The 20,612-nt window shown below is 70.6% G+C and carries 23 protein-coding genes and 1 riboswitch; of the genes, 7 read left to right on the forward strand and 16 right to left on the reverse strand.

The features are described 5' to 3' along the window. Positions 1–172: 172 nt before the first annotated feature. Genes R6Y94_RS37100 through R6Y94_RS37110 form a run of 3 tightly spaced genes read right to left on the reverse strand, consistent with a single transcriptional unit; the run spans position 173 to position 3,620 of the window. On the reverse strand, positions 173–934 hold the full coding sequence (locus tag R6Y94_RS37100) for a succinate dehydrogenase/fumarate reductase iron-sulfur subunit (RefSeq protein WP_318401156.1): 762 nt from the start codon (positions 932–934) through the stop codon (positions 173–175). Continuing rightward, on the reverse strand, positions 931–2,868 hold the full coding sequence (locus R6Y94_RS37105; RefSeq protein ID WP_318401260.1) for a fumarate reductase/succinate dehydrogenase flavoprotein subunit: 1,938 nt from the start codon (positions 2,866–2,868) through the stop codon (positions 931–933). The genes R6Y94_RS37100 and R6Y94_RS37105 overlap by 4 nt, the downstream gene beginning before the upstream one ends. Before the next feature lie 20 nt (positions 2,869–2,888). Next, positions 2,889–3,620 (reverse strand): succinate dehydrogenase cytochrome b subunit, encoded by a 732-nt coding sequence (locus R6Y94_RS37110; RefSeq protein WP_412102967.1) that lies wholly within the window; start codon positions 3,618–3,620, stop codon positions 2,889–2,891. A gap of 29 nt (positions 3,621–3,649) precedes the next feature. Here R6Y94_RS37110 and R6Y94_RS37115 point away from each other — a divergent pair, with 29 nt between their 5' ends. Next, on the forward strand, positions 3,650–4,585 hold the full coding sequence (locus R6Y94_RS37115) for a LysR family transcriptional regulator (RefSeq protein WP_318401160.1): 936 nt from the start codon (positions 3,650–3,652) through the stop codon (positions 4,583–4,585). Between the two features lie 6 nt (positions 4,586–4,591). On the opposite strand, the gene R6Y94_RS37120 is transcribed toward R6Y94_RS37115, so the two are convergent. From R6Y94_RS37120 to R6Y94_RS37135, 4 genes are all read right to left on the reverse strand, one after another. Continuing rightward, positions 4,592–5,116: a tetratricopeptide repeat protein gene (locus R6Y94_RS37120; RefSeq protein ID WP_318401161.1), complete on the reverse strand. Its 525-nt coding sequence runs from the start codon at positions 5,114–5,116 to the stop codon at positions 4,592–4,594. Positions 5,117–5,251: 135 nt separating this feature from the next. Further along, positions 5,252–5,836: a DUF1707 domain-containing protein gene (locus tag R6Y94_RS37125; protein WP_318401163.1), complete on the reverse strand. Its 585-nt coding sequence runs from the start codon at positions 5,834–5,836 to the stop codon at positions 5,252–5,254. 47 nt (positions 5,837–5,883) lie between these two features. Then, complete coding sequence (locus tag R6Y94_RS37130) at positions 5,884–6,081, reverse strand: hypothetical protein (protein WP_318401164.1); 198 nt, start codon at positions 6,079–6,081, stop codon at positions 5,884–5,886. Between the two features lie 34 nt (positions 6,082–6,115). Further along, positions 6,116–6,265: a hypothetical protein gene (locus R6Y94_RS37135; protein WP_318401166.1), complete on the reverse strand. Its 150-nt coding sequence runs from the start codon at positions 6,263–6,265 to the stop codon at positions 6,116–6,118. 307 nt (positions 6,266–6,572) lie between these two features. On the opposite strand from R6Y94_RS37135, the gene R6Y94_RS37140 reads away from it, so the two are divergent. From R6Y94_RS37140 to R6Y94_RS37150, 3 genes are all read left to right on the forward strand, one after another. Beyond that, positions 6,573–7,439: a helix-turn-helix transcriptional regulator gene (locus R6Y94_RS37140; RefSeq protein WP_318401168.1), complete on the forward strand. Its 867-nt coding sequence runs from the start codon at positions 6,573–6,575 to the stop codon at positions 7,437–7,439. Between the two features lie 19 nt (positions 7,440–7,458). Continuing rightward, on the forward strand, positions 7,459–7,665 hold the full coding sequence (locus R6Y94_RS37145; protein WP_318401262.1) for a DUF397 domain-containing protein: 207 nt from the start codon (positions 7,459–7,461) through the stop codon (positions 7,663–7,665). Positions 7,666–7,760: 95 nt separating this feature from the next. Further along, positions 7,761–7,970 carry a DUF397 domain-containing protein gene (locus tag R6Y94_RS37150; RefSeq protein WP_318401169.1) on the forward strand — a complete coding sequence of 70 codons (210 nt, stop codon included), beginning with the start codon at positions 7,761–7,763 and terminating at the stop codon, positions 7,968–7,970. 281 nt (positions 7,971–8,251) lie between these two features. Here R6Y94_RS37150 and R6Y94_RS37155 read toward each other — a convergent pair whose 3' ends face one another. Then, the gene (locus tag R6Y94_RS37155; protein ID WP_318401171.1) at positions 8,252–8,593 is read right to left on the reverse strand and encodes a helix-turn-helix domain-containing protein; all 342 of its coding nucleotides are present in this window, start codon (positions 8,591–8,593) and stop codon (positions 8,252–8,254) included. A gap of 43 nt (positions 8,594–8,636) precedes the next feature. On the opposite strand from R6Y94_RS37155, the gene R6Y94_RS37160 reads away from it, so the two are divergent. Then, complete coding sequence (locus R6Y94_RS37160; protein WP_318401173.1) at positions 8,637–9,524, forward strand: NAD(P)-dependent oxidoreductase; 888 nt, start codon at positions 8,637–8,639, stop codon at positions 9,522–9,524. 186 nt (positions 9,525–9,710) lie between these two features. Here the strand turns inward: R6Y94_RS37160 and R6Y94_RS37165 are convergent, their stop codons facing one another. Continuing rightward, a complete protein-coding gene (locus tag R6Y94_RS37165; RefSeq protein WP_318401175.1) occupies positions 9,711–10,289 on the reverse strand; it encodes an SgcJ/EcaC family oxidoreductase in 579 nt (192 codons plus the stop codon). Between the two features lie 64 nt (positions 10,290–10,353). Beyond that, entirely contained in the window at positions 10,354–10,881 is a 528-nt protein-coding gene (locus R6Y94_RS37170; protein ID WP_318401177.1) for a MarR family winged helix-turn-helix transcriptional regulator, read from the reverse strand. Positions 10,882–11,329: 448 nt separating this feature from the next. Here R6Y94_RS37170 and R6Y94_RS37175 point away from each other — a divergent pair, with 448 nt between their 5' ends. Beyond that, positions 11,330–11,734, forward strand: a complete 405-nt coding sequence (locus R6Y94_RS37175; RefSeq protein ID WP_318401178.1) for a nuclear transport factor 2 family protein — start codon at positions 11,330–11,332, stop codon at positions 11,732–11,734. 242 nt (positions 11,735–11,976) lie between these two features. Here the strand turns inward: R6Y94_RS37175 and R6Y94_RS37180 are convergent, their stop codons facing one another. Further along, positions 11,977–12,615: a CG0192-related protein gene (locus R6Y94_RS37180; protein WP_318401180.1), complete on the reverse strand. Its 639-nt coding sequence runs from the start codon at positions 12,613–12,615 to the stop codon at positions 11,977–11,979. A gap of 135 nt (positions 12,616–12,750) precedes the next feature. Between R6Y94_RS37180 and R6Y94_RS37185 the strand changes: the two genes are divergently transcribed. Beyond that, a complete protein-coding gene (locus R6Y94_RS37185) occupies positions 12,751–13,944 on the forward strand; it encodes a cytochrome P450 (RefSeq protein ID WP_318401182.1) in 1,194 nt (397 codons plus the stop codon). Positions 13,945–14,015: 71 nt separating this feature from the next. Here R6Y94_RS37185 and R6Y94_RS37190 read toward each other — a convergent pair whose 3' ends face one another. The 5 genes from R6Y94_RS37190 to R6Y94_RS37210 form a co-directional block, all read right to left on the reverse strand. Then, complete coding sequence (locus tag R6Y94_RS37190; protein WP_318401184.1) at positions 14,016–14,861, reverse strand: amino acid ABC transporter ATP-binding protein; 846 nt, start codon at positions 14,859–14,861, stop codon at positions 14,016–14,018. Beyond that, positions 14,854–15,648, reverse strand: coding sequence for an amino acid ABC transporter permease (locus R6Y94_RS37195; protein ID WP_318401186.1), 795 nt, complete (start codon positions 15,646–15,648; stop codon positions 14,854–14,856). The genes R6Y94_RS37190 and R6Y94_RS37195 overlap by 8 nt, the downstream gene beginning before the upstream one ends. Before the next feature lie 82 nt (positions 15,649–15,730). Further along, positions 15,731–16,612: an ABC transporter substrate-binding protein gene (locus R6Y94_RS37200; protein ID WP_318401188.1), complete on the reverse strand. Its 882-nt coding sequence runs from the start codon at positions 16,610–16,612 to the stop codon at positions 15,731–15,733. Positions 16,613–16,770: 158 nt separating this feature from the next. Then, complete coding sequence (locus R6Y94_RS37205) at positions 16,771–16,902, reverse strand: hypothetical protein (protein ID WP_318401189.1); 132 nt, start codon at positions 16,900–16,902, stop codon at positions 16,771–16,773. Positions 16,903–16,909: 7 nt separating this feature from the next. Then, a riboswitch (SAM riboswitch) is annotated at positions 16,910–17,000 on the reverse strand. Between the two features lie 139 nt (positions 17,001–17,139). Then, a complete protein-coding gene (locus R6Y94_RS37210; protein ID WP_318401191.1) occupies positions 17,140–20,586 on the reverse strand; it encodes a ThuA domain-containing protein in 3,447 nt (1,148 codons plus the stop codon). Between the last annotated feature and the right edge of the window lie 26 nt (positions 20,587–20,612).

Below are 20,612 nucleotides of genomic sequence, written 5' to 3' on the forward strand. Positions count from 1 at the left end.
CCGACGGCTGCCCGGTGCGGACGGGTCCGCGAGAGCGGCTGCCGGATTTGCGGCTTGCCGACCGGTAACAATAGGCGACCGCGGCCCGCACCGCTGTGCCCTACTGCTCCCGCACGACGCGATGTATCGGCGGTGTAGGTGGGTGGGGGTGGCGGCCAGGGGTGCCGGCGCGTCAGGTGCCGGGTGCGCCGTCCCGTTCCCGGGTCGCCTTCAGATAGTCCCGGTTGAGTCGGCCGATGCTGGTCAGCGGAATCCCCTTCGGACAGACGGCCGTGCACTCGCCGATGTTGGTGCAGCCGCCGAAGCCGGCCTCGTCGTGCGCGTCGACCATCCCGACCACCCGGGTGGTGCGCTCCGGCTGGCCCTGCGGCAGCAGGCTCAGGTGGCTCACCTTGGCGGCGGTGAAGAGCATTGCCGAGCCGTTCGGGCAGGCCGCGACGCAGGCGCCACAGCCGATACAGGCGGCCGACTCGAAGGCGGCGTCCGCGTCGGACTTGCGGACCAGTTGGGCGTGTGCCTCCGGGGCGGCGCCGGTCGGCGCGGTGATGTATCCGCCGGCCGCGATGATCCGGTCGAACGCGCTCCGGTCCACCACCAGGTCCTTGACCACCGGGAACGCCTTGGCCCGCCACGGCTCGATGTCGATGGTCTGGCCGTCGGTGAAGTGTCGCATGTGGAGCTGGCAGGCGGTGGTCGCCCGCTCCGGGCCGTGCGCCACGCCGTTGATCACCATGCCGCAGGCGCCGCAGATGCCCTCCCGGCAGTCGTGGTCGAAGGCGACCGGTTCCTCGCCGTCGAGGGTCAGCCGTTCGTTGAGTACGTCCAGCATCTCCAGGAACGACATGTCGGGGGAGACGTCCGGGACCTGGTAACTCACCATCCGGCCGGGATCGTCCGGTCCGCTCTGGCGCCAGATCCGCAGGGTCAGGTTCACTTGTAACTCCGCTGGGTGGGGTGGACGTACTCGAAGTGCAGGTCTTCCTTGTGCAGCACCGGCGGGCGGTCGGCGCCGGTGAACTCCCAGGCCGCCACATAGCTGAAGCGCTCGTCGTCGCGCTGCGCCTCGCCCTCCGGGGTCTGGCTCTCGGCCCGGAAGTGCCCGCCGGCCGACTCGGTGCGGTGCAGCGCGTCGACGCACATCAGCTCGGCCAGCTCGAAGAAGTCGGCGACCCGGCCGGCCTTCTCCAGCGCCTGGTTGAGCCCCTCACCGTCGCCGGGCACCTTCACCCGCTGCCAGAACTGCTCGCGCAGGCTGCGGATCTCGGCGAGTGCCTTGCGCAGCCCGGCGTCGGTCCGTTCCATTCCGCAGTGGTCCCACATGATCTGGCCCAGCTCGCGGTGGAACGAGTCGACGGTGCGGTCGCCCTGGCAGGCGAGCAGCCGGCCCAGCCGGTCGGTGACATCGTCCCGGGCCGACACCACCTCGGGGTGCTCGTCGGTCAGCGCCTCGAAGGGTCCGGCGGCGAGGTAGTCGGCGATGGTGCTGGGCAGCACGAAGTAGCCGTCGGCCAGGCCCTGCATCAGCGCGGAGGCGCCGAGCCGGTTGGCGCCGTGGTCGGAGAAGTTCGCCTCGCCGATCACGAACAGGCCGGGGATGGTCGCCTGGAGGTCGTAGTCGACCCAGAGCCCGCCCATCGTGTAGTGCACCGCCGGATAGATCCGCATCGGCACCTCGTACGGGTCCTCGCCGGTGATCCGCTGGTACATCTCGAAGAGGTTGCCGTACCGGTCGGCGATGGTGGACCGGCCGAGCCGGTCGATCGCGTCGGCGAAGTCGAGATAGACGCCGAGCCCGGTCTGCCCGACGCCCCGGCCGGAGTCGCAGACGTTCTTGGCGGCCCGCGAGGCGATGTCCCGGGGGACCAGGTTGCCGAAGGCCGGGTACATCCGCTCCAGGAAGTAGTCCCGCTCCTCCTCCGGGATCTGCCGGGGTGGGCGGTCGTCGCCGGCCGCCTTCGGCACCCAGACCCGGCCGTCGTTGCGCAGCGACTCGCTCATCAGGGTCAACTTCGACTGGTGGTCGCCGGAGACCGGGATGCAGGTCGGGTGGATCTGCGTGTAGCAGGGGTTGGCGAAGAGCGCGCCCTTGCGATGCGCCCGCCAGGTGGCGGTGACGTTGCAGCCCTTGGCGTTGGTGGAGAGGTAGAAGACGTTGCCGTAGCCGCCGGAGGCGAGCACCACGGCGTCGGCGAAGTCGGTTGTTATCTCGCCGGTGACCAGGTCCCGGACCACGATGCCCCGGGCCCGGCCGTCGACCACGATCAGTTCCAGCATCTCGTGCCGGCTGTGCATCTCGACCCGGCCCTGCCCGACCTGCCGCTCCAGTGCCTGGTACGCCCCGAGCAGCAACTGCTGGCCCGTCTGGCCCCGGGCGTAGAAGGTGCGCTGCACCTGGGCGCCGCCGAACGAGCGGGTGTCGAGCAGGCCGCCGTACTCCCGGGCGAACGGTACGCCCTGGGCCACCGCCTGATCGATGATCTCCACCGAGACCTCGGCGAGCCGGCGTACGTTCGACTCCCGGGAGCGGAAGTCGCCGCCCTTGACGGTGTCGTAGAAGAGCCGCTGGATCGAGTCGCCGTCGTTGCGGTAGTTCTTGGCGGCGTTGATGCCGCCCTGGGCGGCGATCGAGTGCGCCCGGCGCGGGCTGTCCTGGTAGCAGTATGACTTGACCCGGTAGCCCTGCTCGCCCAGCGTCGCGGCGGCCGACCCGCCGGCCAGGCCGGTGCCGACCACGATCACCGTGAGCTTGCGCCGGTTGGCCGGGTTGACCAGCTTGGCGGCGAACCGGCGGCGCTGCCAGCGGGTCTCGATCGGCCCGTCCGGGGCCTTGGTGTCGGCGATCGGCTCGCCGATGGTGAAAAGGTCCAGCCCGTTAGTGGGGTTCATCGTCAACGCACCAATCCCGCGATCACCGCGAAGGGGACGATCAGGTATCCGGCGCAGAGCGCGACGGCGAAGCCGAGCGAGAGCGCCCGGGCCCGGGCCTCGCCCCGGGGAGTCTGCTGACCGAGGCTGCGGAACGCGCTGAACATCCCGTGCCGCAGGTGGAAGCCGAGCGTGACGATCGCGACGGTGTAGAGCAGGGTGACGTACCAGCGTTCCGGTGCGAAGTCGGCGGCCACGTTCGCGTACGGCCGGCGCGGGTCGCCGACCGGGTTCAGGTCGCCGGTGGTCAGATCCAGCAGGTGGTAGACGACGAAGAGCGCGATGATCACCCCGCCCCAGCGCATGGTCCGGGCCGCGTAGCTGCCGTGCACCTTGGGGCGGTGCGCGTACCGGACGGGTCGGGCCGCCCGGGCCCGCCGGGCCAGCACGGTCGCCGACCAGATGTGCGCGACCAGGGCGATGCCGAGCACGGCGCGCTGGATCCACAGGTACCAGGTGTCCGGCAGCACGGGGGCACCGATGGTACGCAGCCAGTGCGCGTAGTGGTCGAACGACTCGGGGCCGAAGAAGATCTTCAGGTTGCCGAGCATGTGCGCGATCAGGAAGAGCACCAGCAGGATGCCCGTCACCGCCATCACGGCCTTGAGGCCGATGCTGGACCGGATCGGCGACCGCGTCGAAGTAGCTGTCACCTCACAAACGCTAGGAGACCTCCGATTAGTCGTCCAATGCATCGAAGCCTCAGAGATGATAGCTGTAGGCTATGCATGTGCAGCTCCACCAGTTGAGATACTTCGTGGCGGTGGCGGAAACCCGGCATTTCACTCATGCCGCCGACAATGTCGGCATCACCCAGCCGTCGTTGAGTAAGCAGATTCACGCCCTGGAGACCGATCTCGGCGCCCCGCTCTTCGAACGGGTACGCGGCAACATCGGGCTGACGGCGGCCGGCGAGGTGCTGCTGCCGCTCGCCGAACGCATCCTGGCCGACGTCGACACCGCCCGCCGCGAGGTACAGGAACTCGTCGGGGTCCGGCGCGGCCGGGTACGCCTCGGTGCCACCCCCAGCCTGGCCACCTCGCTCGCCCCGGCCGTGCTGCGACGGTTCCGGGACGCCCACCCCGGCGTAGATCTGCGGGTGGAGGAGAGCGGCTCGCAGGACCTCGTCCGCGACCTGCTCCGGGGCGAGCTGGACCTGGCGCTGATCATCCTGCCGGCGACCGGTGCCGACCCGGCCCTGACCGCCGAGCCGATCCTGCGGGACAACCTGGTGGTCGCCTCGCTCAACCCACTGCCGATGACCGACTCGGCCGGCACCATGCACCTCACCGACCTGCGGCACCAGCCGCTGGTGATGTTCCGGCAGGGCTACGACCTGCGCGACGCCACCCTGCGGGCCTGCCGGGAGGCGGGCTTCGAGCCGTCGCTCGCGGTGGACGGCGGCGAGATGGACGCGGTGCTCAGCTTCGTGGAGGCGGGACTCGGCGTGGCCCTGGTGCCGGGCATCGTGGTGGCGCGGCGGCCGAGGCTCTGGGTCACCCCGCTGGCCCCGCCGGGCGTGCACCGGACCATCGCGCTGGCCCGGCGTCGGGAGCCGGAGCCGACCCACGCGGCCCGGGCGTTCCGGCGGATCCTGCTGGAACACATCGGTACGGCCGCCGCGAACTCGACGCTGCCGGCGGGCGTCACGCCGTACTGACGCCGGCTATTCCGGTTTGTCGTCCGGGGCGAGCAACAGCCTTGCGTAGTTGCCCATCGAGCGCTGGTAGCGGGGCAGGTGCGGGGCGAGCGCGCCGACCGCGACCGACACCGCTTCCCGCTCGCGACCGGTGTCGACCAGGCAGAGCGCCAGCACCGCACTGATCGCGTCGCCGAGACCCCGGGTCAGCTCGTCCAGCGTGGCCGGGTCGAGGTTGCGCTCGGCCTTCAGCAAGGTGACCGCGAGTTCGGCCTGCCCGATGTTCCGCAACGAGCTGGACATCTGGATCACGGCCCGGCGCCGCCGGTAACCGATGAGTCCGTGGTCGAGCGCCCAGCGGTAGAGCGGCACGGCCCGGTCGGAGTGCCCGGTCGAATCCCACGCGCAGGCCCGCTCGAACGCGCCGACCGGGTCGTCGGCGGGCAGTTCCGCCGCCAGGCTGTCGATCAGAGCACGGAAGTCGTCTTCCCGGTGCTCGTAGTCGTCGATCGACGCCCACGCCTCGGCGACCCGCCGCTCCCAGTCCTGCATCGACACAGACTCGCAGAGCCGCCCGGTTGAGCCGCTGTCGACGCTGTCTCCGCGTTACCTGGGCCACATCTGCGGGGTTGGTTGCCGTTGCCGTTGCCGTTGCCGTTGCCGCGCCGAGGGCCGTCGTGGGTTGCGCTACCAGCTCCAGCGCCAGAAGCGGCGCTCGTAGCGGACGACCAGAGTGCCGGCGGCGGTGCTGCCGGTGACGACGATGTGCGGGGCGGTCGAGCCGGGTTCGGGCGTGGACGGCACCTTGGCCGTCGCCGTGCCGGCGCTCGTGTTGACCCCGTCGATGTTGGCGGTCGCGCCGGCCGGCAACACGATGACCGTCGAGCCGGCCTGGGTGGCGAGGTTGACGTCGACCACCCGGTGCCTGATCACGGCGTGCCGCAGGTCGAGCTTGACCATGCCGGCCTTGCTGCGCACCACCAGCCGCCGGGGTACGGCCCAGCGGCCGGAGCGCTTGATCTCCCCGGCGAAGCTGGTCAGCTCGACGACCTCGTCGGGAGCGACGGTTGGGGCCACGGCCGGCAGGTCGGCGACGTAGGGCTGCACGTCGCCGTCGGTCCGGGCGCGTAGCACCCCGTCGACGCGCTCCTCGAACTCGGGCAGGGTCAGCCGGCCCTCCGCGACCGCGGCGCTCAACCGGGCGACGACGCTCTCCCGCTCGGCGTCGGACAACCGCACCTCCCGCCTCGGCGGGACCACATCGCCACTCACCTCACCAACACTACGGTCCGGTCGGCAGGTACAGAAGCCCGGCCGGCTCAGTCGGGCGTTTCCCGCGTTCCCCGCGTCCGCGTCTCTCGCATCGGTTGTGCGGTGTTCGCGTCGTCGGCCGGGTCGAGCAGCTCGGTCAGGGTCAGTAGGGCCTCGACCGTCATGTTCCGCCGCCACGCCGTCTCGGTCAGCAGCCGCATAGCCGCGTAGAAGGGTTCCTTGTGGGTCAGTTCCTCCAGGCTCATCAGCCGTTCCTTTCTGGCGAGCGGGTTACCGCGATCAGGGCCGGGCGCGGTGCTGGCCGGCCAGTTCGGAGGTGGTGGTACCGCAGCGTGGACACCACCGGGACTTGACCCTGAAGGCGAAGAGCCCGGCGCCGAAGCCGAGCAGTGTGCAGCCGACGACCGCGCAGAACAGGCGCAGCAGCATGGCGGCCTCCTGGATGGAGGGATGCCGGGCGGCTGGTTGCCGCCAGAGGGTCTACCCGGCATCCCGGGAACGGGACATCCGCCCGAGGGCGGGGTGGCCACGGCGCGCCCCAGCGGGGGATGGTGCGCGGCGCGCCGTGGCCGGTACGGGCCAATCACGGTGTGACCGGGGCCGTACTGTGGGTCATGTTGCTGGAGCGTCATGCACGAACGCAAGGCTTGCGAAGCCCCCGCACTGTTCACATCGCGCGGCTTTTCCATTGCCTTGCAAACGCAAGCCACCTGAGACTGGAGAGGAGCGAAGGAGCATGAACGTGGCGGCACGAAAGCAACCGCCGACCGTCAGACTGCGCCGACTGGCGGCGGAAATCCGCGCACTGCGACACGGCGCCGGTCTCACCCGGGAGGATGTCGCCGAGCGGACCCACATGAACCCGGCCACCCTCTGGCGCCTCGAAACGGCGCGGGCCCGCCCCCAGCGCCGAACCCTGCTCGGGTTGCTCGACGTTTACGGCGTCACCGATCCGGAGCGCCGGGCCGAGCTGGTCGATCTTGCCAAGGATGCCGGACAGTTGGGCTGGTTGCAGGCGTACGAGGACCAGTTGCCCGACGAATACAGCACCTACATCTCGTTCGAGTCCGAGGCCCAGTCGGTCCGCAACTACGAGTCGCTGTTCGTCCCCGGCCTGCTCCAGACCGAGGCGTACGCCCGGGCCTTGATCGCCGGTGTCTTGCCGGAGATCACCGAGGACGAGGTGGAACGCCGAGTCGAGGCACGACTCAAGCGTCAGGAAGTACTCGCCCGGGCTGAGCCGCTCAGGGTGTGGGCGATCATCGACGAGAGCGTGCTGCACCGACGGGTCGGCTCGGCCGAGGTGATCCGCGACCAGTTGCAACACCTCGCCAAGCTGACCAGGGTGCCCAACATCACGGTGCAGGTGCTGCCCTACGACGTGGGCGCGCACCCCGGAATGCACGGCGCGTTCGCCATCATGGGCTTTCCGGATTCGGCTGATCCAGAACTGGTGTACCTCGAAAACCGCGTCAACGGCCTCTTCCTGGAGCGCGATACCGACATTGCCAGTTACACCGATCTCTTCGAGCACCTACGCGCGGCGGCGCTCAATCCGGCGGCCTCCGTCCGCATGGTTAGCCGCATCGCGGATCAGCACTGACGGGAGGGAGGTGAAGAAGATGTACGACGTCAACATGGCCGGTGCCAGGTGGCGTACGAGCAGCCGCTCGGGTGGCAACGGCAACTGCGTCGAGGTTGCCGACAACCTCGGGGCCGTCGTCGCGGTTCGGGACAGCAAGGACCGGTCCGGTCCGGTGCTGACGTTCCGCCCGGCCGCCTGGACGGCCTTCACGGCATTGATGAGGACCGGACGGATGCCGTCGTAGCGATCCGTCGGCCGTCACGACCGCTTCGGGCGCCGAGCGGAGGGCTGCTGATGGCAGAAACAGCACCACATCCACTGCCTGTAGGAGGGGGGAGCATGTACCGCTCCAGCATCGCTACCATCGCCGACTGGCGTACGAGCAGCTATTCGGGAGCCAATGGCAACTGTGTCGAGGTTGCCGACAACCTCGGGGCCGTCGTCGCGGTTCGGGACAGCAAGGACCGGTCCGGTCCGGTGCTGACGTTCCGCCCGGCCGCCTGGACGGCCTTCACGGCGTCACTGAGGAACGGGGCGTCTTCGATCTGACCGTCCGGAACGCAGGTCGGTGGCTCCTCCGAAATCCCGGGAGGGGCCGCCGCCGGCGCCACTGCGAGTAGCCACTTTTTTGTGCGTACTTGTCGGTCCGGCACTGCCGGACGATTCTGGTCGTGGGCGGTCGGACGGCCGCCGGGATCCGGATCGACGGGAGGTCGGCGGTGTGTCAGGAGGCCGACGACTGAACCTTTTTCAACCTGAACCGCGCGGCGCTCGCGCACCGCGTCCGACCTTTGCGGTCCACCGCACCGCAAGGCGAGGTTGAAAAAGGTTCACTGGGCGGCGTGCAGCCCGTCCAAACGGCGGTGCCCCCAGTCGGAGAGCGGCGCCAACGCCTCGGCGAGGTCGCGGCCGAACGGGGTCAGCGAATAGACGGTCTTCAGCGGCAGTACGTCGTGCACCTCGCGGTGCACCAGCCCGTCGCTCTCCATCTCGCGTAGCGCCTGGGTCAGCACCTTCTCGGTGAGGCCCGGCAGCCGCCGGCGCAGTTCGGCGGGGCGGTGCGGGCCGGATTCCAGCAGCCAGAGCAGCGAAGTCTTCCACTTGCCGTCGATCACGGCGATCGCGGCGGTCACTCCGCAGACGTTCAGGTCCCGGGCACGACTGCGTGTCATCTGCGTCCTCTTACCCCAGTTCACACTATTCAGGAGTACAGGTATGTCCTCACACCTCGAACAGTCCGCTGTCACGGTACTCGGTCTCGGACCGATGGGCCGGGCCCTGGCCGGCGCGTTCCTGGACGCCGGCCTGCCGACCACGGTCTGGAACCGGACTCTCGGCCGGGGAACCGCGCTGGTCGAGCGGGGCGCGGTCGGCGCCGGCTCGGCGGCGGAGGCGGTCGCCGCGAGCGAGCTGACGGTGGTCTGCGTGGTGAACAACGACGCGGTGGACGCCATCCTCCGGACCGACGCCGTCGCCGACGCGCTCAAGGGTCGTACGGTGGCGAACCTCAGCGCGGACACTCCCGGCCGGGCCCGGGACGTCGCGGCCTGGGCCGCCGAGCACGGCATCGGCTACCTGGACGGTGCGATCATGACGCCGACCACCACCATCGGCACTCCGCACGGGGTCTTCATCCACAGTGGTCCGAGCGATCTCTACCGGCGGCACCGGCCGGCACTGGAGCGGCTGGGCGGCAACCACACCCACGTCGGCGACGAGATCGGCCGGGCGGCGGCGTACGACATCGCCCTGCTGGACATCTTCTGGACCTCGATGGCGGGTTGGGCCCACGCGGTGGCGGTGGCCCGGGCGGAGGGGATCAACGCCCGGGAACTGGCGCCCTTCGCCGTGGGCATCGGCGCGATCCTGCCGGCGATCTTCGAGGGTACGGCGGCGCAGGTGGCGGACGGCAGCTACTCCGGCGAGGACAACCCGATCACGTCGGCGGCCTCGACCATGGCGCACGTCGTGCACACCTCCGAGGCGCACGGGATCGACGCCAGCGTGATGCGGGCGGTCGAGGGCCTGGCCCGCCGGGTGATCGGGCTGGGCCACGGCACGGACGGCTTTCTCCGGGTCGCCGAACTCCTCGGTCGCCGCTGAGGCGGGTGCCGAAGTCGGTGCCGGCGCCTGAACTGGCGCGAGGATCTTTCGGGCGTGGGAGGCCGGGGTGTGGCGAGGTCTCCGGTAGAGGTTCGGCGAGCAGAACCGAAACCGGAGATCTCGTGGACACCTGACGGCGACGGCGCCGTTCGACCTGGCAGACCAGCTTCGATTCACGGCACACCCTTACTCGCCGGCCTGGACACGGGTGTTCTGGAAGGCCGCGATCAGCCAGCCGTCGGGGCCTTTGGTGGCCACGAAGGTCTGGATGGAATCTTCGCCCATTGGAACGATCTTGCCCCTGGTGTGGAAGATCGCGACATCGGCGGAGAGGAAGCGCAGGTCGACGATCCGCGCTTCGACCTTGCTGTTCTTCAACACACCGTCGAACGCGGGCTGCAGCAGGTCGACGATCGCCGGCCGGCCGGCAGCATGGATGCCGCGAAAGTCGATCAGATCGGCGTCGGCGGTGTGGTACGAGGCGTACGCTGCGGCGTCACCCCGCGCCCACGCTTCGTTGATCTTGTCGAGCAGTCCCCGAACCTCGGTCTCGTCGGCTCCGGACGCCGCTCCCGCGCCGACACTCGCAGACGGTGGCGCAGACCTGTCCCGGTCTCCGTTGTTGTCCGAGCCACAGGCGGCCAACGCGGCCACGGCGATGACCGACGCGACGACGAACTGACCGAACCGGAAGCGTCGTACGTGCATGACTGTCCACCTCCATTGACAAGTAGCGACGGCTTCTGCCGTCTGCCGCTCAGTCAAGCGATTCGCTGCTGCAAGCAGCAAGTTCTTACAGCAGCTATCCGGGGTAGATCAGGGTGCTCCCCTAGCGCCCTCCGGGAGACTCGTCAGAGGGCGGTCGCAGGGCCCGGCGCCCCCGGGTGGCGTGCTGCCGCCCCCCGGCCCGCAGGTTGACGGTCTCGGCACCGGCATCCCGGCGGCCCTGCCGCAGGAACTCGAGCAGGAACTGCAACTCGGCGTCGGAGTACTGGCTGATCTGCCGCTGCCAGCGAACGTTCAGCCGCTCGTAGTAGCCGGCGACCCGTGCGACCTGTTCCGGGACCACATGGATCACGACCCGCCGACGGTCCGCCGGATCCGGCTCCCGCCGCACGTATCCGCCACGTTCGAGCCGGTCCACGAGCCGGGTCACCGCACTCGTGGTCATTCCCATCAGATCGGCCAGCCGCCTGACCCCGGCCGGTCCGGTCTCCAACAGTGCGGCCAGCCCGTGCACATCGGAAACCGACATGTCGAGCTGATGAGCGACCGCAACCTGAAATCGCACCGCGGTGGAGATGTAGCGCGGCATCTCCTCCACCAACCCACCGATCAGCTCATCCCGGCCCTCCACCGTCCACCCCTTCCGACTCCGGCCCCATGGCCATCGCCTCGACCGTAACGATCAAAGGACCGACAACCAGCGCAGTCCGGCGTACCAGCGGAAGTGTCGCGCACGCCGGTGACACGACGTGGCCGACAGTCGACCGCGCCGATCGCGGAGAGGACGTCTCGGCAAGGGTGTTTCCGGCGATCGTGGTGTAAGAGCGCTGAAAGGTCGGCGAAAGGCAGGGATGCGTATAAATAGCTGGGCAGCTTGCGCGGACGTACAGAGGTCGTCCGCGCTGGAAGCGAGTGGCTGGCCCGAACCGAAGGAGGACGGCCAGCGCGCCTGTCCGACCCGGACCGGTCGGGCCGCTCGACGTCGCGCGGCCCGCACAGCCCACTCTCCTCCTGACGGGGCAGTGCGGGGAGACGGTCGTGGGCGGCCGGGCCGGACGACCGTCCGTAGGCTGGGGAGAGTGACCCCCGCCCACCGGGAACTCTTCGAACGGTACGTCTACGCCGGTGCGATCAGCCGGGACCCCGAGGCGATCGCCGCCCTCTTCACCGACGACGGTGAATACGAGGCACCGCTGGTGCCGGAGGGTCATCCGCTGCCGCGCCGGATGGTCGGCCGGGAGGCGATCCGGGCCGGCATGGGCGCGTACCACCGGGAGCCGGCCCACCAGGGTACGGTCGACGTGGCGGAGTCCGGGTACGTACTGCACGACACCGCCGATCCCGACGTCTTCGTCGTCGAGATCGACACCGCCCTTGTCGGGCCGACCGGGCAGCGTACGACCATGTCCCTGGTGCAGATCTTCCGGGTCCGCGACGGCCGGATCGCGAAGCTCCGCGACTACTTCCCGCTCCCACCACAGTGAACCTTTTTCAACCTGAACCGCGGGGCGCTCGCGCCCCGCGGTTCGACCTCGCGGTCCACCGGACCGCACGGGGCGGGTGTAAAAGGTTCAGTCGTGCGGGGACGCGTGTCGACGCTCGGCCCGCAGCCGAACGGTCGACGTCGGCGGTCGGCTTCGCCGGCCGTGCAGAGTCGCGCAGCCCGGAGGGCAGGGCCGGACTGGGCCACGGAAGGTCCCGCCACGGCCGGCTCGGCGGCCCGGGCTCAGCGCGGGACGGCGTAGGCCAGTGGCAGTGGGGTCGGCTGGCCGGGCCAGGTGGCGGTCAGCGTGGCGCCGGTCAGCCCGTCGTCCCCGGCTCCGGGGCGGCGGGCGACGGCGAGTTCCACGGCGTCCGTGACGATGGTCGTGCGCCCGTCGTCCTCGACCACCCGACGGATGACGTGTACCGACGGCACGATGCTGCCAGGGGTGCCGCTGCCGGTCACGGTCATGCTCGGCTCGCGGAGTTCGCGTACCCCGTCGACCTCGAAGAACTCCTCCGCCTGACCGCCGCCGGTGACGATCGCGCCGGCCAGGACGCCGGCATAGACCGGGTCGCCGCAGGCGTCGTACACCCAGCGGCGGCCGAGCACCGAGTGCGCGGTGGTGCCGATCAGCCAGTCGTCGCCGCCGGGCAGGGGACCGGCCCGGTAGCTGAGCGGAACCTGGTGTACCGGCCCGTCACCGGACCTGACGAGCATGGTCTCGATCCCGACCGCTCCGTCCGGGTCGTCGAACCGGAAGCTCGCGACGCGGACGACGTGGGCGGGGGCCGACCCCTGGTACCAGCGCCGGCCGGGCAGCCAGTCCGCCAGGAGTTCGAGTTTGCCGGGATGCAGTTGGGCCCGGTGCAGCAGCGCCATGCCCAAGATCGTAGCCCGCTCGGGCCGGAGATTGGCCGGCGGCGGGGATCTCTGCACGGCGCCGACGGTGGCAGCATAGGAGCCAGCCCGGATCCGCTCCGGCTGCCGGGCGTCCACTCGTCGGATGGGGAGCCGATGTCGACCGCCGTTGCCAATCCCTTCGGGTCCACCGCCGACCTGCACCGGGTGCTCGCCGAGCTGCGTCGGGACAGCCCGGTCGTGGAGGTCGCGCTGCCGACCGGCGCCACCGCGTGGGTCGTCACCCGCTACGAGGACGCCCAGCGGGCCCTGAGCGACCCGAGGCTGGCCAAGACCACCTCGGCGGGCGGGTTCAGCTATCGGGGAATGATTCCGGACGACGTGGCCCGGGCGGTGGGCCGGCACATGCTGGCGCAGAACCCGCCCGACCACACCCGGCTGCGTCGGCTGGTCTCCGGGGCGTTCACCGCACGTCGGGTGGCCGCGCTGCGCCCCCGCATCGAGGAACTGGCCGAGCAGTTGCTCGACGGCATCGCCGACGCCGAGCAGGTGGACCTGATCGACCGGTTCGCCTTTCCGCTGCCGATCCAGGTGATCTGCGAGCTGCTCGGGGTACCGGCCGAGGACCAGGCCGACTTCCGGAGCTGGACGGACGCGATCGTCACCGGCCCGATGAATCCGGCCGGGCTGCCACCGGCGCTGATCGCGATCGTCGGCTACATCCGTACGCTGCTGGCGGCCAAGCGCCAACGGCCGGCCGACGACCTGCTCTCCGCGCTGATCGCGGTACACGAGCAGGGTGACCGGCTCACCGACGACGAACTCGTCTCGATGGTCTACCTGTTCCTGATCGCCGGGCACGAGACCACGGTCAACCTGATCGGCAACGGCATGCTGCTGCTGTTGGCCGAGCCGCAGCGGTGGGCCCGGGTGGTGGCCGAGCCGGCGCTGCTGCCCGGGACGATCGAGGAGGTACTGCGCTACGAGGGCCCGGTGCAGAACGCCTCGTTCCGGACCGCGACGGAACCGGTCGAGCTGGGCGGCAGGACCATCCCCGAGGGCGCGTCGGTGCTGGTGGCCCTGCTGTCGGCGAACCGGGATCCGGACCGCTTCCCCGAGCCGGACCGGTGGGACCTGGACCGGCCGCCGACCCCCAATCTCGCCTTCGGGCACGGGATCCACTACTGCCTCGGCGCACCGCTGGCCCGGCTGGAGGGGCAGATCGCCTTCGGCGCGCTGGCCCGCCGGTTTCCCGACATGCGCCTGGCGGTGCCGCCGGAGGAGATCGGCTGGCGGTCCAGCCTGCTGCTCCGTGGTCTCTCCGCGCTGCCGGTCAGGCCGCGCGGCTGACCGGCCGGTCCACTGAGGTAGTGCGGGCGCCGTCCGGGTCCGGGCCGGTGCCCGGACCCGGACGGGACAGCTCAGAGAACCTGGGAGAGGAACTGCCCGAGCCGCGCGCTCCGCGGGTCGTCGAAGAGCTGCGCGGGCGGTCCGGCCTCGACGACCCGGCCCCGGTCGAGGAAGACGACCTGGTCGGCGACCTGCCGGGCGAAGCCCATCTCGTGGGTGACGACCAGCATCGTCATGCCCTGACCGGCCAGCTCCGCCATCAGCGAGAGCACGCCCTTGACGAGTTCGGGGTCGAGCGCCGAGGTCGCCTCGTCGAAGAGCATCACCCGGGGGGACATCGCCAGCGCCCGGGCGATCGCCACCCGCTGCTGCTGGCCGCCGGAGAGCCGGCCCGGTCGGACGTCGGCCTTGTGTCGCAGGCCCACCAGGTCGAGCTGGCGCAGCGCCAGCTCGGTGGCCTCGTCCCGGGAGAGCTTCTTGAGCTGCCGGAGTGCGAGCGTCACGTTGCGGAGCACCGTCATGTGCGGGAAGAGGTTGAACTGCTGGAAGACCATGCCGATCCGCTGGCGCAGCGCGTCCGGGTCCTGGTCGAGCACGCTCACGCCGTCCAGCAGTACGTCGCCCCGGTCCGGCTCCAGCAGCCGGTTGACGACCCGCAGCAGGGTGGACTTCCCGGACCCGGACGGGCCGATGACGCAGGCGGTCTCGCCCCGGCCGACCTCCAGGTCGATGCCGCGCAGCACCTGGTTACGGCCGAACGAGAGGTGTACGTCCCGGGTCGCGACGCTCACCGACTCGTACCCGGGACCGCCGCCGGCCCCGGTCGAGCCGGCCGGAGCCGGCGAGTCGACGGACGGCGTGGCCTCGACGGCCGACGCCGACCGGACGGACGCGGTCGGACGGACAGACTCAGGCATGCCGGGTTTCCCTTCCACCGGTCGGTAGCGCGGTCTCGCCGGCCAGCGCCCCCGGATCGTCGGAGTCGGATTCCGGGCCACCGGCCCGGCCGTCGCGCAGCCGCCGGTCGACCCAGTTCACCAGGTGGGTGAGCGGCACGGTGATGACCAGGTAGAACAGCCCGGCGAGCAGCAACGCGGACTCGTTGCCGGTGTTCGCCGCGTAGTCCTGGCCGATCCTGAACAGTTCCCGCTGGCTGGCCACCAGACCGAGGAAGTAGACCAGGCTGGAGTCCTTGATCAGTGCGATGAGCTGGTTGACCCAGGCCGGCAGGACCCGGCGTACGCCCTGCGGGATGATCACCAGACGCATGGCGGCGCCGTGCGACAGGCCCAGGGCCCGGGTCGCCTCCAGTTGGCTGGCCTCCACGCTCTGGATGCCGGACCGGAAGATCTCCCCGATGTACGCGGCCGCGATCAGGGACAGCGCCAGGATGCCGAGCGGATACGGGTTTGGGCCCCACCAGGCGAGTCCGAGCGGCGCCAGCCCGACCCCGATCAGCAGGATGGTGACGGCGGCCGGCAGCCCCCGGAACACGTCGGTGTAGATCCGGGCCGGCCAGCGCAGCCAGCGGGTCCGGGCCAGCCCGGCCATCGCCAGCAGCATGCCGAGCAGCGTCCCCAGGATGGCGGAGAGCAGCGCCAGCAGCAGCGTGTTGGGCAGCCCGACCGTGAGCATCTCGGGCAGCGCCTCGCGCATCGACTCCAGGTCGAAGAAGGTCTCCCACAACGTCGCCAGGGTCTCCATGGCCTCACCTGTCTCGGGGTCCGGAGCCGCCGGCCGGCCGCGCGGTGCGGTCGGCCGACGGCCGTCTGCGGTGCGGGCCGGGTCAGCTCGCCGGGGTGGCGGCCGGGCTCGTCGGACCGGCCTTGACCGGCGGGTACGTCACCGTGCCGCTGCCCGGCTCGAAGCTTTCCGGCACCGGCCGCCCCGGGTAGTACTGCTCCTGGAGGCGGGTCCAGGTGCCGTCCTCGATCACCTGGTCGAGGGCTTTGTCCAGCGCCTCGCGCAGCGGGTCGGCGCCCTTGGCCACCGCGAACGCGGTCGGCGCCGAGCTGAGCTGCTTCTCGGCCAGTACGATCTTGCCGCCACTCTCCTGGGCGGACTTCTCGCCGATCTCGGCGGGCGCGATCCAGGCGTCGGCGGTCTTCGCCTTGAGCTGGTTGATCGCGCCGTTGTAGTCGGGTACCCGGACCGGGTCCAGGCCCTCCTTGGTGGCGTAGTCGTCCTGCACGGTGCCCTGCACCACGACCACCCGCTTGCCCTTCAACTCGCCGAAGCTCCTGATCGGCGAGCCGGCCGGTACGTCGAGTCCGAAGTAGCCGAAGTCGTACCCGTTGGTGAAGTCGACGGTCTTGTTCCGCGCCTCGGTGATGGTGATCGACGACGAGCCGGCGTCGAACTTGTGGTTGTTGACCTGGGCGAGCAGCGCGGAGAACTCGGTGCCGACGAACTCCACCTTGAGCCCGAGCCTGTCGGCGACGGCGGTCATCAGGTCGTTGTCGAAGCCGGTGAACTTCCCGTCCTTCAGATAGACGTTCGGCGGGGCGTCGGTCAGGGTGCCGACCCGCAGGGTGCCGGGTTGCAGCAGGTCGTACGGGTTGTCGGCGGCGTCGCCGGAGGAGGAGCCGCCGCACGCGGCGACCGCGCCGAACAGCGTGACGGCGGCGACTCCGGAGAGGAGGCGGGTGGCGAGAGTGTTGATGCGCATTGTGCTGAAACTCCATGAAATATCCGGCGACGACGGGCCGACGACTGCCCCGACCGGTCAGGTCACGGGCAGTACGGGACGGCGTCGCTCAGGGGATGCTGACGAGATGGTCGGAGATCCGCCGACCGGCGGTCGCGGTCAGGCCGGGGCCCGACAGGTCAGGCCGAGGCCCGACAGAGCGCCGGGGCCCGACAGAGCATGGTGCTGGTCCGGCAGAGGTCGACGTGTCGACGCCACCGGTGCCAGGTGACATGCAGCCGGCTCGCCCGCCCGGCTCGGATGCTGCGCACTACGAAACCTCCATCGGTCCTGGCGGTAGCACCCGCACCCGCGTGGGGGGTTGCTGCGACGTCGACGAGCCAGGTCTCTCGGTCGCTCTGGATGGCCGGTGATCAGCCTACCCAGCCGGGGCCCCGACGTTCCAACTGGTCAGGGCCGGGATGGCTGTGGTGCTCACCACCTGCCGCCGCCGGGGAAGGAGTTCCCGGTCCGGGTGGGCCGCCGCCGCACGGCCCACCCGGCGCTTGTTAACGTACCGTGATCGTCAGCTGACTCGACATGGTCGCTCCGGCGCTGTCGGTGACGGTCAGCCGGGCGGTGTAGGTGCCCGGCCGGGCGTACGCGTGGCTCGCCGACGCGCCGTGCACGACCGGAGTGTTGTCGCCGAAGTCCCAGGCGCGGTCGGTGATCGTCCGCCCGGCCGCCGCGGTGGCCGTACCGGTGAACCCCACCGACAGCGGTGCCGTCCCGGTCCGTGGGGTGGCGGTGACCGAGACGCTGCCGCCGGTCTCCCGCTTCACGCCCGCCCCGTTGAAGCGCAGCCAGTCCAGCGAGAGCAGGTCGGGGGTGCCACCGGTCTGCGCCGGGTTGACGAAGACCAGATAGAGGGCGAAGGTCCCGCCCGGGTCGACCAGGTTCACCGTCGGGGAGACCAGGTTGTCCCAGCCGCCGGTGTCGCCGACCGGCATCGTGCCGAGCAACTGCCCGGTCGGCGAACCGGCCCGGAACTCGATGGTGCCGCCGCTGCTGCCCGAGCTGACCCCGGCGGTGACCGAGCCGATCCCGGTCAGGTTCACCGGACCGAAGCTGAGCCACTCGCCGTGGTCGACGTCGCCGACCCGCCGCCCGGCCCGGGCCGTCGCCCGGTCCAGCACCTGGATCCCGTTCGAGGCGTCGAAGTGCTCCGCCTCCTTGCTCTTGGTCTGCAACTCGTGCCGGACCGAGCCGACCAGCGCCGGCACCTCGCCGGGGCCGCCGCCGTCGGTGTACTGGGCGGTCAGCACCGTGTAGAGGTTCTGGCCCGGGCCGTGCCCGTCCCCGCCGGCCGGCTCGGTGCCGAGCGTGCCGGAGCAGCCGAGGTAGTTGTCCATCGGGTGGCTGTGGCTGTCGTGCCCGAGCTGGGTCTGGGTGACCACCCGGGCACAGTCGACGGTGCTCTCCTCGGGGTCGGTGACCGTGACCGCGTACGGGATCTGGTCGCCGAAGTCGAAGAAGCCGCCGTTCGGCACGTTCAGCCCGACCGTCGGCCGGGTGTTGCCGACCGTGATCTGCACGGTCGCCACCGAACTGAGCCCGCCCGTGCTGCTCACCGTCAGCCGGGCGGTGAACCGGCCCCGGTCGGCGTACGTGTGCGTCGGGTTCGCCGCCGTCGAGTCGGTGTCACCGTCGCCGTCCAGATCCCAGGCGTACGCGATCGGCGAGCCGTCACCGGAGGCCGAGCCGGCGCTGGAGAACCGGACCGTCAGCGGCCCCGGGCCGTTGTCCCGGTCCACGGTCACCTTCGCCACCGGCGGGCGGCCGTTCGCCACGTAGTCGATCCGGTAGATCCCGGCCCCCTCGTTGCTGCCGCCCCGGCCACTGCCGCTGCCCACGCCGAAGTCGATGACGTAGAGCGAGCCGTCCGGGCCGAACTCCGCCTCGAAGGGCTGGATCCAGCTCATGTCGCCGAAGATCCCGTTGATCGACTGGAGGTCGCCGACCCGGGTCGGCCCGAACCTCGGGTCGGTGAAGGTCTGCGCGGTGTCGTGCGTCGACAGGGTCTTCCACCACTGCCGGGTCAGTTCGTAGACGATCCACTTGCCCTCGTAGTACTCCGGGAACTTCGTCGGCCTGGGGTTGGCCGGGTCGAAGTCGTAGACCGGGCCGCTCATCGGGCCACCGCCGCCGGTGCCCAGCTCGGGGAAGCGGGCCGAGGCGGAGTAGGCGTACCAGACCAGGGCCGAGCGGGCCGTCGGCAGGTTGGTCAGCCCGGTGTTGTTGGGGGAGTTGTTGACCAGGGCACCGCAGTCGAACTTGGGCCCCGGGGTCGAGGTGGCGAAGTCGTAGTCGTTGAACGGCACGTTGTCGCCGGTGCAGTACGGCCAGCCGTAGTTGCCGGCGCTGGTGATCCGGTTGAACTCGACCGTCCCCTCCGGACCCCGGTTCGGGTCGGCGGCCCGGGCGTCCGGCCCGTAGTCGGCGACCAGCAGCGCGTCGGTCAGCGGGTCGACGGTGATCCGGAACGGGTTGCGCATCCCCATCGCGTAGATCTCGGCGCGGGTCCGGGCGGTACCCGGGGCGAAGAGGTTCCCGCTCGGCACCGCGTACGTGCCGTCGGGGCGGGGGGTGATCCGCAGGATCTTGCCCCGCAGGTCGTTGGTGTTCCCGGCGGTCGCCTGCGCGTCCCAGGCCCGCCGGCCGGCCCGCTCGTCGATCGGGGTGTAGCCGCTGGACTCGAAGGGGTCGGTGTTGTCGCCGATCCCGGCGTAGAGGTTGCCGTGCCGGTCCATGGTCAGCGAGCCGCCCATGTGCGAGTTGGCCCGCCCCTCGCCCCGGTAGGTGGGGATGGTCAGCAACCGCTTCTCGCTGCTCATCGCGATCGCGTCGTCCGCGACGGTGAACCGGGACAGGTTGAGCTGGTTGGCGGTCTTGTCCGACCAGAGCAGATAGATCCAGTTGTTGGTCGCGAAGTTGTTGTCCAGGGTCATCCCGAGCAGCCCGTCGGACTGGCTGGTCTGGGTCGGGGTGTAGGCGAAGTCGATCAGCGTGCGGACGGCCAGCGTCTCCTGGTCGATCACCTTCACCGCGCCGGTCCGCTGGATGTAGAAGACCCGTCGGTCCGGCGCCACGGCCAGCTCGAACGGGTCGGCCAGGTCCGCGCTGACCAGCGGTACCCGCTGGAAGTTGCCGGTCCGGGTGGCCCCGCAGTCGCCGGGGACCGCCCCGGCCGCCCACTCGACGCCGCCGCGCAGGTGGGCCAGGAAGGCCGGCTCGGCAAAGGCGGAGCTGGCGTGCCCGCCGGCGGTGAACCAGGAGCGGCCGCCGTCGTAGTTCTGGCACCACGAGTACGCGTGGTCGTGCCCCTCGTCCATTCCGGGGATGCCGTCCCGGACCTTGATCTGGGCGAGCGTGTGCACCTTGCCGGTCGGGTTGGTGCGCCAGTTGTACCACTCCTCGCCGCGCTCCCACAGCTCCGGCAGGTCCTTCGTGGACGGGTGCGCCCCGTCCAGCACCTTGATCCGGCCCGGATACGTGCCGCCGGTCGAGGAGAAGTCGGGATGGAAGTCGAAGATGGTGCCGACCAGGCCCTCGTACCAGGCCCAGTCGCGTTCACTGGCCGAGGCGGCGTGCAGGCCGACCCAGCCGCCGCCGCTGCGGACGAAGTTCTGCAACGCGCTCCGCTGTGCCGCGTCGAGCAGGTCGCCGGACTCCGGGGTGGAGTTGGTGTTGTTGAAGACCAGTACGTCGAACCGGCCGAGGTTGGCGTCGGTGAACGCCGCGGCGTCGGTGGTCGCCTCGACCTCGAAGTTGTGCTCGGCGCCGAGTCGTTGGATCGCGGCGATGCCGGCCGGGATCGAGTCGTGGTAGTAGTTCGTGGTCTTGGAGAAGACCAGGACCCGGAACCGGGCCGCGGCCGATGCGGGGACGGGCGCCATGCCCAGCAGCAGGGTCACGATCGCGAGCAGGGCGAGGACGGTCGTGCGGTGGCGTCTCACAGGGGCGCTCCCGGACTCAGAAAACG

This window comes from Plantactinospora sp. KLBMP9567 (genome assembly GCF_033446045.1).
Taxonomy (GTDB): domain Bacteria; phylum Actinomycetota; class Actinomycetes; order Mycobacteriales; family Micromonosporaceae; genus Plantactinospora.